This is a genomic window from Saezia sanguinis, from assembly GCF_003991585.1.
GTDB lineage: Bacteria > Pseudomonadota > Gammaproteobacteria > Burkholderiales > Burkholderiaceae_C > Saezia > Saezia sanguinis.
The window spans coordinates 561,329-575,964 of the sequence record NZ_PQSP01000002.1 but is presented as its reverse complement, the minus strand read 5'-3'; the positions used below and the strand labels follow the sequence as shown (position 1 = coordinate 575,964).

At 47.8% G+C, this 14,636-nt stretch carries 16 protein-coding genes; 15 read left to right on the top strand and 1 reads right to left on the bottom strand.

Features of this window, described 5'->3' with window-relative positions:
• Nucleotides 1–565: 565 nt before the first annotated feature.
• The 15 genes from CUZ56_RS06595 (at nucleotide 566) to CUZ56_RS06525 (ending at nucleotide 13,984) form a co-directional block, all read left to right on the top strand.
• Nucleotides 566–1,162 (top strand): YcxB family protein, encoded by a 597-nt coding sequence (locus CUZ56_RS06595; protein WP_162615270.1) that lies wholly within the window; start codon nucleotides 566–568, stop codon nucleotides 1,160–1,162.
• 192 nt (nucleotides 1,163–1,354) lie between these two features.
• Complete coding sequence (locus CUZ56_RS06590) at nucleotides 1,355–1,690, top strand: integrative conjugative element protein, RAQPRD family (RefSeq protein ID WP_126979428.1); 336 nt, start codon at nucleotides 1,355–1,357, stop codon at nucleotides 1,688–1,690.
• Nucleotides 1,687–1,926 carry a TIGR03758 family integrating conjugative element protein gene (locus CUZ56_RS06585; RefSeq protein WP_126979426.1) on the top strand — a complete coding sequence of 80 codons (240 nt, stop codon included), beginning with the start codon at nucleotides 1,687–1,689 and terminating at the stop codon, nucleotides 1,924–1,926. The genes CUZ56_RS06590 and CUZ56_RS06585 overlap by 4 nt, the downstream gene beginning before the upstream one ends.
• A 12-nt stretch (nucleotides 1,927–1,938) precedes the next feature.
• A complete protein-coding gene (locus tag CUZ56_RS06580) occupies nucleotides 1,939–2,277 on the top strand; it encodes a TIGR03745 family integrating conjugative element membrane protein (RefSeq protein WP_126979424.1) in 339 nt (112 codons plus the stop codon).
• Between the two features lie 9 nt (nucleotides 2,278–2,286).
• Nucleotides 2,287–2,679 (top strand): TIGR03750 family conjugal transfer protein, encoded by a 393-nt coding sequence (locus CUZ56_RS06575; protein ID WP_126979422.1) that lies wholly within the window; start codon nucleotides 2,287–2,289, stop codon nucleotides 2,677–2,679.
• 2 nt (nucleotides 2,680–2,681) lie between these two features.
• Nucleotides 2,682–3,359 (top strand): PFL_4703 family integrating conjugative element protein, encoded by a 678-nt coding sequence (locus tag CUZ56_RS06570; protein WP_126979420.1) that lies wholly within the window; start codon nucleotides 2,682–2,684, stop codon nucleotides 3,357–3,359.
• Nucleotides 3,356–4,231, top strand: coding sequence for a TIGR03749 family integrating conjugative element protein (locus CUZ56_RS06565; protein ID WP_126979418.1), 876 nt, complete (start codon nucleotides 3,356–3,358; stop codon nucleotides 4,229–4,231). The genes CUZ56_RS06570 and CUZ56_RS06565 overlap by 4 nt, the downstream gene beginning before the upstream one ends.
• Nucleotides 4,221–5,645 carry a TIGR03752 family integrating conjugative element protein gene (locus CUZ56_RS06560; RefSeq protein WP_126979416.1) on the top strand — a complete coding sequence of 475 codons (1,425 nt, stop codon included), beginning with the start codon at nucleotides 4,221–4,223 and terminating at the stop codon, nucleotides 5,643–5,645. Before CUZ56_RS06565 ends, CUZ56_RS06560 begins: the two co-directional genes overlap by 11 nt.
• The gene (locus CUZ56_RS06555) at nucleotides 5,626–6,060 is read left to right on the top strand and encodes a TIGR03751 family conjugal transfer lipoprotein (protein ID WP_126979414.1); all 435 of its coding nucleotides are present in this window, start codon (nucleotides 5,626–5,628) and stop codon (nucleotides 6,058–6,060) included. Before CUZ56_RS06560 ends, CUZ56_RS06555 begins: the two co-directional genes overlap by 20 nt.
• 53 nt (nucleotides 6,061–6,113) lie before the next feature.
• Entirely contained in the window at nucleotides 6,114–8,912 is a 2,799-nt protein-coding gene (locus CUZ56_RS06550; protein WP_239442197.1) for a conjugative transfer ATPase, read from the top strand.
• 460 nt (nucleotides 8,913–9,372) lie between these two features.
• A complete protein-coding gene (locus tag CUZ56_RS06545) occupies nucleotides 9,373–9,780 on the top strand; it encodes a TIGR03757 family integrating conjugative element protein (RefSeq protein ID WP_126979411.1) in 408 nt (135 codons plus the stop codon).
• Nucleotides 9,777–10,733, top strand: a complete 957-nt coding sequence (locus CUZ56_RS06540) for a TIGR03756 family integrating conjugative element protein (RefSeq protein ID WP_126979409.1) — start codon at nucleotides 9,777–9,779, stop codon at nucleotides 10,731–10,733. Before CUZ56_RS06545 ends, CUZ56_RS06540 begins: the two co-directional genes overlap by 4 nt.
• Nucleotides 10,730–12,127: an integrating conjugative element protein gene (locus tag CUZ56_RS06535; RefSeq protein ID WP_126979407.1), complete on the top strand. Its 1,398-nt coding sequence runs from the start codon at nucleotides 10,730–10,732 to the stop codon at nucleotides 12,125–12,127. The genes CUZ56_RS06540 and CUZ56_RS06535 overlap by 4 nt, the downstream gene beginning before the upstream one ends.
• A complete protein-coding gene (locus CUZ56_RS06530) occupies nucleotides 12,127–12,459 on the top strand; it encodes a hypothetical protein (RefSeq protein ID WP_126979405.1) in 333 nt (110 codons plus the stop codon). Before CUZ56_RS06535 ends, CUZ56_RS06530 begins: the two co-directional genes overlap by 1 nt.
• 13 nt (nucleotides 12,460–12,472) lie before the next feature.
• Nucleotides 12,473–13,984, top strand: a complete 1,512-nt coding sequence (locus tag CUZ56_RS06525; RefSeq protein WP_126979403.1) for a conjugal transfer protein TraG N-terminal domain-containing protein — start codon at nucleotides 12,473–12,475, stop codon at nucleotides 13,982–13,984.
• 7 nt (nucleotides 13,985–13,991) lie between these two features.
• On the opposite strand, the gene CUZ56_RS06520 is transcribed toward CUZ56_RS06525, so the two are convergent.
• Nucleotides 13,992–14,369 carry a DUF3742 family protein gene (locus tag CUZ56_RS06520; protein WP_162615269.1) on the bottom strand — a complete coding sequence of 126 codons (378 nt, stop codon included), beginning with the start codon at nucleotides 14,367–14,369 and terminating at the stop codon, nucleotides 13,992–13,994.
• Between the last annotated feature and the right edge of the window lie 267 nt (nucleotides 14,370–14,636).

The window sequence follows — 14,636 nt, the reverse complement described above, 5'->3', positions numbered from 1 at the left end:
CCTGTTCACAATCATCATAATGTCGTAGACTGCAGGGTATGGGAAAGCAATCCAATTTGGATAAATACAGTTGTAGAGAGTCTTGTATGCACAATCGCTCCAGCCCATTCCCTTACTGCAAGCTCACAAAGCCAATCTGCTTCTGGGCCGAGTTGGTACCTTATAGGGCATGGAGGCGACCTGTTCTACTCTTTATGTCGGTGCTACTTGGTGTAGGCATGAGTGCGATCAGTTGGTACACGGTATCAACATCACCGTTTTTTTCCGTTCAATCCCGGTTGGCCCTTATCATCTGCATACCCATGGCATTATTATCCATTTTGGGAGCCATGGTCTCTGTCTCTGGCTGTGATTCTTGTGTCGTAAGATGCTGGGGTCATGCTTAGAACCTACTTACGACTTTCCTGATATCGTAGGTTGTAGGGATGAGAAAAAACAATCCCAACTTGACCTCAATTATCTGATGCTCTCCCATGCTTTACAAGTAGCGTTAACACCCCCTAGTTCAATTTCATATAAAATACAGCTTCAAATTTCTATTTTGATCAATCGGCAAGGAATCTTCGTGGACAACAGCCAATCCAGCGTTACCATCAACAATCAGCTCAATAAGCAGGACTTGCTTGCGATTAACCGCACCGTTATCAATCACACCGTTGGTAAAAAATACCGTAATATCATTGGGATATTATTTGCTCTGTTTATTCTTACCACCGCATGGTTCAGCTATACATGGCTTGAATACCATCAAACATATGAATCCTACTTTTCAACACATTCCTCGTTGCCGTATTTTCTGAAACATATGTTTTTGCCGATCGTATTTCTGGCAGTCCTTGTCATTTTTGTCATCAGAATAAAAACCTATCATCAATCCATCACCCGGATGGCCCTGAAAAATCCAGACAATAGTGCGTTCTTCAATCCTTCAACCACCACGTTCAGCGACGAAGGGCTTTATACAGAAAAAGAATACGTGAAGGGGTACTATCAGTGGCCCGCCATTGTCAAGGTAATGGATACGCCGCAGTTCCTGCTGATTTTTGTAAGCGCCACTCAAGTCCATTTCATCAAAAAATCAAACTGCTCCGCAGACGAACTTCAATTCATTATGAACCTGCTGCATCGACATTACACCGGCAAAATCATTACGCTTGAGTGAATTATTCAGGGCCGACTAAATAGTAATCCCATCAATTGTTCGCAATATGATTTTTTTGCTAACTTTGAAATTATTCATGCTATTCAGACCAGTTATTTGAAATCTGCAAAACCAATTTCGCATTTCTGACCTTCTATCTACTTAACGTAAGACATCATTACAGCATCGCTTAATTAACTCAGTGGTGCTTGTATGAAACAACTGGTACTCTGGTCATTCAGACCTTTATTTATAGCGGCTACGCTGCCACTTCTGATCCATCCGACATGGGCACAAACCACTGCCGATGAATCCGTACACCTGGCTGTCATTCTCCGTCAGTTAGATGCTATCGAGCATTCGCTCAACAAGACATCTGCCGCTGAGCTCAGCCGCCAGAACAGTCGCTACTACTTCGATTATGAACGAGCCAAACGCGACGTTGCACGCGTTCGCCACGGTATCAATGATTATTTAACACCACAACGGGCACAGCCCCGCGATCCGGTTGAAATCACCGACTCCTACAGCCAGGAGCAGGATAAATGAGCCTGTCCAGCGAACAGACATCCGCTTTTGAGCTCAATGCAGGTTTTATGCCGGAACAACTTGGCTCTTTGCTGATAGGTACGGTATTTGCCGTCGTGCTGGTATGGGGAACCTGGGCGATTGCAACTGCCTATTCCGGTTGGGCATCCGAAAAAATTTCCCGCAAAGAATTCCTCGCAGTCGTCATTCGATTTGTCGTCATTTACATCATTTTAGGAATTTTTCTCATCACTTAAAAAGGTCATTCCATGAAAAAACTGATTGCATCCATAACTGCTTTTACCAGCGTATTTACCGCAAATACAGCGTTTGCCGCTAGCCTTCCTACTCTTGAAGATCCGTCGCGTGGCACAGGCGGCGGCATCCTAACGACGTTACAAAACTACGGATACGATATTATCATGCTCATTGCGCTGATCGTCATTGCGTCTATGTTTGTCGGTGTTTGCTACCATGCCTATATTACTTATTCTGAAGTTCAGACCGGCAAAAAAAGCTGGGGGCAATTTGGTCTGGTTGTTGCCGTTGGAGCTATGCTATTGGTTGTTGGTATCTGGCTGCTGACTCAGGCCACTGAAATTCTGTGAGAGGTTTTAATGAAGCAGCTTAAAATATCTCAGGATGGAACAGTACAGTTTCTTCCCCATCGCCTGAACCGGCAACCCATCATTGTTCGGGGACTGACAGCTAATGAACTCTGGTTTATTGTCGCTGTTGCAGGTATTGCTGGCGTACTGGCAGGAATTCCTATCGCCATTGCACTAACGCAGTTTGCTCTGCTTCCCAGCACTGTCTTAATTTTTATTGCTTTGGGCGTTTTCGTAGGCGGCGGATTTATCCGGCGGCTGAAACGAAACCGCCCTGAAACCTACCTTTACCGCCTGATTCAATGGCACACCCGTTTGAAATATCCCGTCGTTGCAGGATTCATTGGCGGTAATGCTCTTATTATCCGTTCTGGCTACTGGACCACAAAAAGGAGCCGCTGACCATGAGCAGATTCAAAAACGAAATCATCCAGCTCCAGTCACATATCAAAACTTTGAGAATCGCTGTATTGCTGATGTTTGTTGTCACATTGCTGCTAGGTAGTGGTTGGTGGAGCGCACCCAAAGGATTGACCATCCATGTGCCGCCCGATCTGCGCTCTGGGAGTACACGAAAATGGTGGGAAACACCACCAGAATCTGTGTACGCATTCACATTTTACATATTCCAGCAGCTTAACCGCTGGCCTGTTGATGGCGAAGCTGACTATACCCGCAATATTCGTGCTCTGTCCCCTTATCTGACACCAGCATGTTACGCATTTCTGCAAAGCGACTATAAAGCCCGTCAGGAAACCGGGGAGTTGCGCAGGCGGGTACGTGGCATTTACGAGATACCAGGACGTGGTTACAGCGACGAACCCACATTCAGGGTTAAAACCGTTTCCGACACAGCCTGGATAGTAACCCTTGATTTAGCGGCTGACGAATATTACGGCTCAGAGCAAGTCAAGCGGGCACTGGTTCGCTATCCCATCAAAGTCATCCGGCTGGACACGGACCCGGAACGCAATCCGTTTGGGTTAATGCTCGATTGCTACCAATCAACGCCGCAGCGTATTTCACTGCCTGAATCCGATATCCAGATTTCAGACAATCATCTCATCAGGGGGTTATCGTGAAAACATTCAAATTATCACTGCTTATCGCTTTAACGCTGATGTTCAGCCAAGTGTCCAGCGCGGTTGAGCTGATGCGCTGGGAAAGAATACCGCTGGCAGTACCGCTACTTGTCGGGCAGGAGCGCATTGTCTTTGTTGACCGCAATGTCCGCATCGGTGTGCCGATGTCAATTCAAAACAAACTGCGTATTCAAACCGCTCATGGCACAGTCTATCTCAAAGCCGAAGCGCCTATCCCGCCTACACGCATTCAGTTACAGGATGCTCAAACCGGTGAATTGATCCTGATTGATATTGCAGCCGCTGAACCAAAAGAGCAGCAACCGGAACTGGAGCCAGTACGCATCATTGAAGGTGAAGTAACCGCTAAACATTACAGCAACACTGCTAGTACACAACCCAATACCTCCAATGCCCTGTCCAAACCAGCATTACCCAGAGAAACACCTATCCCGATCATACTCACGCGTTATGCTGCTCAGAACCTATACGCACCGCTGCGTACAGTGGAACCGGTGCAAGGTATTAGCCGGGCCAATCTGCGTCAGAATATGGATTTGAGCACTCTGCTGCCGCAACTGCCAATTCGCGCCAAACCTTTGGCCACCTGGCGGCTGGAAGACTATTTTGTCACAGCGCTCAGGCTGCAAAACGCGTCAAAAGAAATCATTCAACTAGATCCCCGCTTGCTTCAAGGCAACTTCACCGCGGCGACATTTCAGCATTCGGTTTTAGGTCCCTTTGGTCAGCCGGAAGATACGACCGTGCTCTACCTGATTACCCGTAAACGCGGACTGCATGAATCATTGCTACCAAATATCAGCCAGTTTAATGCACAGATCAATCTACAGGAGAGTCGTTATGAAAAGTAACGGTTTACTTAAATGGCTGCTGATCCCGGCTGTTCTGATTGTTCTGGTCATTGGCCTGAAAGTTTTGAATGGCGATAAAAATCATCAAAGCAACGATGACGCGCCAGAGCTGACTGCCGATGAGATGAAAGCATTAGGTATCGAGGGGGACACACCTCGTGATACTGTAGCGACGCTAGTCGGTCAGGTCAAACAGCTTCGTTTGGAGCTCAAAACCGCCATGGACGAAAACAAAACCCAGCGTACAGAGAATGAACGTCTACGCCAGCGTGAACGCGACGTTGATCAGCGTATCCGCAATGCGCTTAATGATGAGCGCGAAACAATGCGCCGCGAACGCCAGCAGAATGCTGAGGACAAGCGGGAAACACAGAACATACTTTCAACACTCCAGCAGCGCATTGAGGGACTTGGCAACGATATGGCCAATAACAAACCTGCAGTCGAACTCCCCATCGGATTGGGGCTGGAAGGTCCTGCGGACCGGTTGAAAGATGAAATCATCTGGATTGAGCCTTCAGATGCTCAAGTGGTTGATCCACGTGCCAACAACAAACCAAACATAAGTTTTCCAAGTAGCTTTTCTACCGTGGATGCTTCCGGCAAATCTCTTCATGCCGGTGAGCGTATTCGCCATGAGTCTTATTCAGACCACGAAAACGTAGCTGAGCCAACGCCCGTCTATACTGTTCCTGCCAATTCGACGCTAACCGGTTCGGTTGCGATGACCGCACTGATTGGCCGGGTTCCAGTAGATAGTACGGTTAACGACCCGTATCCATTCAAAGTACTCATCGGCCCGGATAATCTCACAGCCAACGGTATCGAATTGCCCGATGTTGCGGGTGCAGTACTCAGCGGTACGGCTACCGGGGACTGGACGCTTTCTTGTGTACGCGGACAAATCACTTCAATGACGTTCGTTTTTAATGACGGTACGATCCGAACCGTTCCAGCTAACACCAGCAATAACAATGGCGGTAACAACCGCAACAACACAAATGCACTGGGCTGGATCAGCGACCCGCATGGTATACCCTGCGTCAGTGGCGAACGCCGCAGCAACGCCACCCAGTATCTCACTTCTCAGGCGCTCATTACTGCTGCCGGCGCAGGTGCGGCATCTCTCATCAAAAATGAAGGCGGCAATATCTCGTATGCCAACAGCGACGGTTCTATCGGTAGCGTCGGCATTACCGGCAATGAAGCTATGGGGCGGATTCTGACAAACGGTGTTCAGGATATGTCGGCATGGGTCAACAAATTGTACGGACAAGCGTTTGCCGCAATTTATGTCCAGCCTGGTGCTCATGTTGCAGTCCATATCGAACGTGAAATCAGTGTTGATTACGACACAAACGGCAGAAAAGTCAACCACACTACAGGAAGCTCCTATGAAAACGACCTTGATTAAACTCTCCTGGTTGGCGCTGGCTGTATTCATTACGGCAGGCTGTTCAACCAATAAAGAACGGCTGCTCACACATGGCGACCAGACCATGTTGGATATCTGGAATGTCGGCACAGCAGATAGTCACAGCGGCAGCCAGTCATCTCGGCAACTGCTGGATGCACGGCAGTCGCTACGCCGTCCGCTGACTGATCATGATATTCAACAGCACAGCATCGAACAGGCCAGCTACACCCGAAACGCGCAAAACGAAATTAGCAACCAGTTCCAGCGTCTGCCAAACCCGGATCTGGTAATGTACATTTTTCCGCATCTGGCAGGCAGTGATCCGGTGCCGGTGCCCGGCTACAGCACCATTTTCCCTCTATACCAAAGAGTGCAATATGCCATGCCCGGCGAACGGTTGGAGCCATACTGATGAAACTGTTTGAACGTTTATTTACCCGCAAAACCCAAAAGCCGTTAGAGCAGATGCAAACTGATGTCTGGCAAAGTCATCTCCAGACACTGGCACAAAACGGTATCAGCCAGCCGGGGAAATGTTTGAAACGCCATAAACCGGCAACGGTTGCCGATGAACAGGCGCTTTATCATACAAGTCCCTCTTTCGCCGATCTGTTGCCCTGGGCGGAATTTATCCCCGACAGCCAAGCCATGCTGCTTGATGACGGTAAATCCGTCGCAGCGTTTTTTGAATTACTTCCTATTGGCACCGAAGGCCGAGAAAATTCCTGGTTACAAAAAGCGCGTGACGCTATTGAAAACGCGATGCAGGACAGTCTGGACGAGCACGAGGAACAGCCTTGGATTGTGCAGCTTTACGCGCAAGATGAGACTAATTGGGACAATTATTTTTTCACTCTGCGCCATTATGTCCATAAACGTGCCGCAGGCAGCGCTTTTACCGAGTTTTATCTGCGTTTTTTTGAACATCATCTGAGGTCAATTTCCAAACCAGGCGGCTTGTTTCACGATAATGCAGTATCGCGCCTGCCCTGGCGCGGTAAAACGCGTCGTGTCCGCATGGTGATTTATCGCCGTGTGGCGCAAAACTCTGCCCGGCGCGATATGTCGCCTGAGCAAGGATTAAAAGTTGTCTGTGACCGGCTTTGCGGTGGACTTGTTAATGGCGGGATTAGCGCCGTTAGACTGGGGGCCGCACAGATCCATGACTGGCTGCTGCGCTGGTTCAACCCCCATCCGACTATACTGGGTGATGGCCCATCTGATCGGGAGCGGTTTTACCGCCTCACGAGCTATCCTCAAGAATCCGAAGAAGGAGAAGTTGAACTTGCCAGCGGTACTGATTTTTCTCAACGACTTTTCTTTAACCAACCTTATTCTGATGCACAAAACGGTCTTTGGTATTTTGATGAAAAACCGCATCGTGTCGTCATAACAGATCGCCTGCGCACTCCCCCCACGATAGGCCATTTAACCGGTGAAACAAACAAAGGCGGAGACGCTATTAACGCGGTCTTCGACCAGATGCCCGAAGACACGATAATGTGCATGACAATGATCATCACACCACAAGACACATTAGAATCACATCTTAACTACTTGGCTAAAAAATCTGTTGGCGACACCCTCGCATCAGAGCAGACCCGGCAAGATGTTCAAGAAGCACGCGCCATTATTGGCAGTGCCCACAAACTTTACCGGGCCTCCATGTGTTTTTATATCCAGGGTAAAGATACTGAAGAGCTCAATCAACGCGATTTACAACTGGCAAACGTCCTGCTGGGTGCCGGGTTGCAACCCGTTCGGGAAGAAGACGAAGTTGCGCCCCTGAACAGTTATCTGCGCTGGCTGCCGTGTGTGTATGACCCTGATAAAGATTCCCACAGTTGGTACACCCAACTGATGTTCGCCCAACATATTGCCAACCTAGCACCTATATGGGGGCGCTCTCAGGGAACGGGGCATCCGGGAATTACGCTGTTTAACCGGGGAGGAGGACCTGTCACGTTTGACCCGCTCAATCGGCTGGATAGGCAAATGAATGCCCACATGTTCATTTTCGGGCCAACCGGTTCGGGCAAGTCCGCGACGATGAACAATATTCTCAACCAAGTGGCTGCCATATACAGGCCCCGCATGTTTATAGTAGAGGCCGGTAACTCATTCGGCCTGTTTGGTGATTTTGCTAAACGGCTGGGCATGAGCGTGCATAAAGTAAAACTTGCTCCAGGCTCCGGCGTCAGTTTAGCGCCATTCTCTGATGCGAAACGTCTGGTCGAAAAACCAGAAACTATCAGCACACTGGATATCGATGCAGCCGAAGACAGCGATGAACAGCACGATGAGCAGCGCGACATACTGGGTGAGTTGGAAATTACGGCCAGATTGATGATTACCGGCGGTGAAGAACGCGAAGAGGCTCGAATGACGCGAGCTGACCGCAGTCTGATTCGACAATGCATCATTAATGCTGCCAGACTCTGTATGACAGAGCATCGGGAAGTGCTGACAGAGGATGTACGCAATGCACTGCGCACCAAAGCCAATGATGCACAGTTACCGGAAACCCGCCGGGTGCGTCTGCTGGAAATGAGTGAAGCCATCGATCTGTTTTGTCAAGGTGTTGATGGTGAGATGTTCAATCGTCCGGGCACCCCATGGCCGGAAGCTGATATCACGATTGTCGATCTGGCCACATTTGCCAGAGAAGGTTATAACGCCCAGTTATCTATTGCCTACATTTCTCTGATGAACACAGTCAATAACATTGCTGAACGCGACCAGTATTTAGGTATCCCGATTATCAATTTTACCGACGAGGGGCACATTATTACCAAAAATCCTTTGCTCTCGCCGTATATCGTCAAAATTACCAAGATGTGGCGGAAATTGAACGCATGGTACTGGCTGGCAACGCAGAATCTGGACGACTTGCCCAAAGCTGCACAACCCATGTTGAGTATGATCGAATGGTGGCTATGCCTGTCCATGCCACCGGATGAGGTTGAAAAAATCGCACAATTCAGAGAATTAAATCCGGCTCAGAAGGCACTGATGCTTTCTGCTCGTAAAGAGGCGGGTAAATATACTGAAGGTGTCGTTTTGTCAAAATCAATGGAAGCCCTCTTCCGGGTGGTCACACCAAGTCTCTATCTGGCACTGGCAATGACTGAGCCAGAGGAAAAAAATGAACGCTATAGGCTGATGCAGGAGTTTGGCATTGATGAGTTCAATGCAGCGGTCAAAATGGCTGAAAATATTGACCGCAAGCGCGGTATTGAGCCGCTTGTAATCAACAATCTATGAATTTATAAGCTGACAGAAGTCAGCATATAAGCCAGACAGCCGGAACCTCCAAGGCTATACATAGTGATTTGCTATGTGGTTCACCCGTCCGCCCCAGCATTCATCTGCGGACAGTCATTATTTGGCGCGTGTCTTTTTTTCTTAATCATTCCCCGGGGGAGATTGCCTTCCAGGGCCTGACTCTCTTCTTAAATAAATAATTCTTTTAAAAAAATCTTACTCTATGTGTCAAAACAGTGTATGCAAGCCGTGATTGCTCAATTGAACGGACTTTTGCTGCCTCGCATGATAGTTATGATCCATTGAGTGAATTATTCAAGGCCGACTAATTATCCAAATGCACTGTAATAGGGCGTTTTTTGTTTTTTGAAATCGTCATGATCAATTTCGCATTTACTCTGACTTGAGAGCGTCAATGCGTGCTTAATACATTCATCATTATTTATTGAACCGGAACTGCATGATGAATTTAACCAAGTCACTCTTACTCACATTTATATTCACGACGAGCAGCGTTGCATATGCTCTGGACATTCTTGTCATTACCGATGAACAGCACATTGTATATAACGTTCCACCCAACGCCAAAGTCATCCATCTGGATGAAGCCCAAAACCTGGAAGAGCGAATTTCAGAGGGCTTGCCTGCGGATACAGCTAAAGCTGTTGTTATCGCCAAACAACGCTTAACTGATCAAGAGTTCCAAAAAACTCTTACTCAAGCCTATCAGAATATTGCAAATGCTTACGCCTTAGGTGTTGTTCAAATTCCTGCCGTGGTGGTCGCACAGCGTTATGTGATTTACGGCCAGCCCAATATTTGGCAAGCATTAGACGATATTCGCCAATACCAGGAGGCCGATCAATGAGATTACTTCTGCGTTTCCGTCACTTCGTTATTGCTTTTTTAACTACCAGCGTACTGATACAACCTGCTAAAGCACTGGATACAGCAACTATTACCTCATCCATTGCATCTGAGGATTGTGTTGACTATCAGGTTGTTGGTATGTGTTACTGGCTGATGTGTACGATGTTTGGCTGCAAGGTTCAAACGTCCGTTAAAGTTCGACATTACATTCCCGATGCAGTTGTTTCTGCCTATAGTAACACTGGCGACAATCCGTGGTCAGAAGTCTCTTTCATGAACGTAACGCATTCACAGGCCACAGGCGGTGGCGATGCAACAACCAACCATGAAGACGAGAACAACCTCTCCCGTTTTAAAGACGCAGATGTTATCGGACATCCCGGCATTGCTGTTTTTAATGCAATGGCAGATAGCTACAGTTGCGAGGGCGCCGGAACACCGTTTATGCCCTACCTGATAGGTACGCTGGATTTTCTTGCATGGCGGCAAAATATCCCTGAGATGGTTTACCCCGAAGCATTAATACCGGGGATGCGTGAAGTTGGCAATCTGGCCAACCATTGGGGCAACCTGTACCCGCGTGGCGGATTTCTGCATCAGTCAGACGACTATAAAACCGCCGCAGTTATCGCCCAACGTGCCGGGGATATCGTCACCCGCACCTGGCAACCGCATGTGTATTTACCGTTATTGGCAGATCAAAAAGATGGCTACTGGCCTGCCGGAGACCTGATTGAAGGCGATGCCTCTACAGGTAAATGGCAGGATTTAGCCCCTACCCCATCAAGAACCTGTCAGATATTCCCACATAGCAGCTCAGAAACACAGGCTACCGACGGCGGCTACGCCTTTGCGCTGTGGCGACCTTATAGCTGTTGTCAGCGCAAAGGGCAAATTTTCTTGTTCAGTATCGATTTCAATAACCCAAACCAAGGGAGCAATTCACGATGAAAAACATGATGAAAAAGAATTTAAAGATAACTCTGCTTTCTGTGGCTTTGCTCTGGAGTAGTCACTCTTTTGCTCACAACAACCAGACATCTATCGAGATCAATCAGGATGGTTTTAACGCCGGAGGCGCTGTCATTGACGATTATGTGCTCTACAACATCGGCGGGGGTCGCGCTGTTGCCATGAGCCGTTCTGGAAATATGCAGAGCATTGCCGTTGGTGCCGGATGGAACAGCAATTTAATCTGTGGCGATATGAGCATCAACACTACCATTAAAAACCAGCTTAATGGTGTTACCAATGGGTTTCAGCAGATTATGAGCAACGTGATTCAAAACGCCACCAGCGCAGTTGCCTCATTACCGGCACTGATTATCCAACGAGCAAACCCGGCACTCTACAACCTGCTGACAAACGGCATCCTGCAAGCCAGAATCGATTATGACCGCTCTAAACTGACTTGTCGTGCCATTGCAGGCAAAATGGCCGACATTGCCGGAGGACAGGCAAGTTGGGACCAGCTCGCCGAAGGCATGGCGCTTAAAAGCGCCATAAGTTCTCAGGACGCAGTGGCCGCCATCGAGCAAGCCGAAGCCAATCGGGGAAACAATGGCATACCCTGGGTAGGTGGTGGTAATGCAGGCGGCTCAGGTCAGCAACCTATTCGAGTGGTCAGCGGAGTCACTCAGGCTGGATATAACCTGCTCAATAGTCGCAGCGTCGCCAGTTCATCGGCTATCAATGCGCAGGATTGTAACGGCAACCTCATCTGCCAGACCTGGAGCTCTCCCGAAGAAGCAGCTCAGTTTGCAGTTCGCGTGCTGGGTGAACAGGAACAACGTACCTGTGAAGATTGCGTCAAGACGCAAACAATTGCCGGTGTAGGGCTTACTCCGATTATTCAAGAGGAATATGAAGTCAAACTTGAAGCGCTGTCTGCACTGATCAGTGGGGAAAGCCTGACTACCTTTGAAAACCTGGAAGCAGCCAGCAGCAACTCAATTCCAATTACCCGTGGTGTTATTGAAGCGCTGCGAGAAGAACCGGATTTGGATTTGCTGGCTAAACGTCTAGCGTCCGAAGTGGCATTAAGCAGCGTACTCGAAAAAGCCCTCCTGTTGCAACGAACTCTGCTTGCAGGCAGCAAAGAAGCCAATATTGCCGCCAATGAATTGGCCCAAAATGCTATTGCCAGAGAAATCGGCGTTTTGTATCAAGAAATTGCAAACCTCAAAACTGAACTGGAAATGCGTCAGCTTCTGGCCCGAAACTCTGCGGCATCAATCATTGAGCGCAGCCGTATACGTGCAGAATCTTCACGAGGTATTTATACCGCCGATCCCGACAAAAATCGTTTTGACACGATTTCAAAACCCATATCAGGAGATGAATAATGCAGTTTTTAAAGTTGAGATGGTTATTGAATAAAAAAATCGGCTGGGTATTGCTCTGGATTGTTGGAGCATTAACCCTTGCGGTTAGTGCCAATGTTCTGGGTGTTCATCTGTTTGGTGGAGTCCAGAACTGGCAATCCTGGCTCAATAATAACACAGGCATATTTCTGTTATGGCGCATTCTGCTATACACCTTGACGGCCTGCGGCTGGCTATGGATGCACTGTCGGCTACTGCAAAGAGAGCCGGAACAGGTTAAGCGGCTATTGCGGGTAGAAATATGCGCCGTTGCCGCCATTGTGCTGCTTGAAATTACTAACTGGCTGGCATAGTGGAGAACACAATATGACTTTGTACACAGCAGATTACCTTGAATATTATCTGACCTTGGCCTCATGGATTATCAGCAATGGGATCTGGAATGTTTTAGTCGCCAGTGGCGTATTTGCCATCCCATTTCTGACTATCGTTCTACAAGAGTGGCTTAAAGCCAGAAACGAAGGCGCTGATGAGGGAAACAAGGGCGCACTGTCAGCCGTTCGTATTGAAAACCGCCTCTATGTTGCCATTGTCGTAATTATGTTCGCAGGAATCCCATTTATTGATGTGGATTTAACAACCATTAAATATGATGAATCACGCTCCCAACAGTGTCAGGCGCTGGTTGCCAAACCACAGGAAACGCAATGGGACAATGTGTTTTCGACAATCAATGATCAAAGTGCCAAACTGCCTGTGTGGTGGTTTTTTATGCATTCGCTCTCTCGTGCTGTGACCAGTGCGGCGGTTGCTTCAATTCCCTGCGGTACGGATCTGAGACAAATGCGTATGGATATTAACCATGCCCGGATTGCCGATCCTGTATTGGCTCAAGAAGTCGCTGATTTCACGCATAACTGCTATGGACCAGCCAGGGCAAAGCTCTTTATGTCCCGCCCTGAACTGGATAAAAACATGATGAACGATGTGTCGTGGATAGGCTCACACTATTTTTTAGAAACCACTGGTTTTTATGATACGTTTCGCTCCAAAACGGCACGCGCTGCATGGCCGTATGACTCAACCCGTGATGCGGGTCTAGCTCAGGTGATGCATGGCGGGGGTTATCCAACGTGTTATCAGTGGTGGCTGGATGCCAATATCGGTCTGCGTGCCCGCTTGGTTCAGCAAGTATCGCCGGATTTACTGGACAGGTTTGGCAAATGGATTGGCTATCTCAGCCAGGACGAGGTCAACGATGAAATTGTCCGAGCAATTGCATCTCCGGCTAAACAGACGGTCAATGATATTCTGATTTATAACGATTATGGCGGTCAGGTTGATATGTCGCTGGTTAATACTGCGACACGCTTAACTGCTGAGGCAGGTTTAGTGGTGGGTTCAATCAGCTATTTTCCAAGTATGGATGCTGTTCGCCAAGCTTTGCCGGTTATTCTCTCTTTTCTCAAGATGGGACTCGTTATCTGCATTCCAATCCTACTGGTTGTCGGCGTATATGACCTCAAGAATCTGGTTACAGTCTCAGTTATCCAGTTTGCCCTTTTCTTTGTAGACTTCTGGTTCCAATTGGCCCGGTGGATAGACTCCACTATTTTGGATGCGCTTTATGGTTCAAATTCACCACACCATACCTGGAATCCAGTGATAGGTTTAAACAATCATTTTCAGGACATGATGCTCAATTTTGTGATGGCAGCCATGTTCATTGTGTTACCAATGTTCTGGATCACATCATTGGGATGGGTTGGCGCTAAAGTGGGGATGATGTTGCATGGACTCACGACGGGAACAACTGGTATTCAACAATCAGGAAGTAAAAGTGGGGGAATAATATCAAGTGTAATAACAAAAAAGTAATTGAAAATTAAGAGTCATGTGGATCTACATCCACCCGGTCCCCAAAACTTGTGTACAGTCCATGGCCTTGGGGACCATCTTGCCATGTGAACCCTGTTGGGCAATCTTCCCTATCATTCACATTTTCCAAATCCACATTTTTCACAAATAAAATGAACAGGAAAACGAATGCAGCAACCATAACCAGCCGGAATGCAACATAAAACAATGCAGCAATGATAGTCAGGTTGACCAGAAAAACCAGCAGTTTTGCGACTGTTAACGATAATCCTTTAGCACTCAACCAGTTTACAGCCGCACTCTCTATACGCTGAACCCACGACCATACTTTTCCGGCGTTGTAGCCGAAATTCTTCGCTTTGCTGCTGTGGATATGAGTTTTCACGATATTGTACCTTGAGTCAACTGTACGTATTTTATACGATTTACACCCACAACATACAACACGAAATCGTCACCGTCAATATCCATTTTTTAACCACCTCTCCACCATCATTTGTTAAAAAGGCATAACCGCACTAAATGGCTCAAAAGGCTTATTTAATGGAATGGGAATAAGGGCAAAGGTGCCATTGCTAAAGCAATGGCTTCTACCTTAAAAAGGTCTAAACCACAAAAGGAAAAGGCCAACGTACATCGTTCTATTGGAGAA

Bases quoted from the DNA above. Each gene is read 5' to 3' on its own strand.
- CUZ56_RS06570 (WP_126979420.1), top strand. From the start codon at position 2,682: ATGAGCAGATTCAAAAACGAAATCATCCAGCTCCAGTCACATATCAAA.
- CUZ56_RS06530 (WP_126979405.1), top strand. From the start codon at position 12,127: ATGCAGTTTTTAAAGTTGAGATGGTTATTGAATAAAAAAATCGGCTGG.
- CUZ56_RS06540 (WP_126979409.1), top strand. From the start codon at position 9,777: ATGAGATTACTTCTGCGTTTCCGTCACTTCGTTATTGCTTTTTTAACT.
- CUZ56_RS06535 (WP_126979407.1), top strand. From the start codon at position 10,730: ATGAAAAACATGATGAAAAAGAATTTAAAGATAACTCTGCTTTCTGTG.
- CUZ56_RS06590 (WP_126979428.1), top strand. From the start codon at position 1,355: ATGAAACAACTGGTACTCTGGTCATTCAGACCTTTATTTATAGCGGCT.
- CUZ56_RS06545 (WP_126979411.1), top strand. From the start codon at position 9,373: ATGATGAATTTAACCAAGTCACTCTTACTCACATTTATATTCACGACG.
- CUZ56_RS06560 (WP_126979416.1), top strand. From the start codon at position 4,221: ATGAAAAGTAACGGTTTACTTAAATGGCTGCTGATCCCGGCTGTTCTG.
- CUZ56_RS06525 (WP_126979403.1), top strand. From the start codon at position 12,473: ATGACTTTGTACACAGCAGATTACCTTGAATATTATCTGACCTTGGCC.
- CUZ56_RS06555 (WP_126979414.1), top strand. From the start codon at position 5,626: ATGAAAACGACCTTGATTAAACTCTCCTGGTTGGCGCTGGCTGTATTC.
- CUZ56_RS06585 (WP_126979426.1), top strand. From the start codon at position 1,687: ATGAGCCTGTCCAGCGAACAGACATCCGCTTTTGAGCTCAATGCAGGT.
- CUZ56_RS06575 (WP_126979422.1), top strand. From the start codon at position 2,287: ATGAAGCAGCTTAAAATATCTCAGGATGGAACAGTACAGTTTCTTCCC.
- CUZ56_RS06580 (WP_126979424.1), top strand. From the start codon at position 1,939: ATGAAAAAACTGATTGCATCCATAACTGCTTTTACCAGCGTATTTACC.
- CUZ56_RS06550 (WP_239442197.1), top strand. From the start codon at position 6,114: ATGCAAACTGATGTCTGGCAAAGTCATCTCCAGACACTGGCACAAAAC.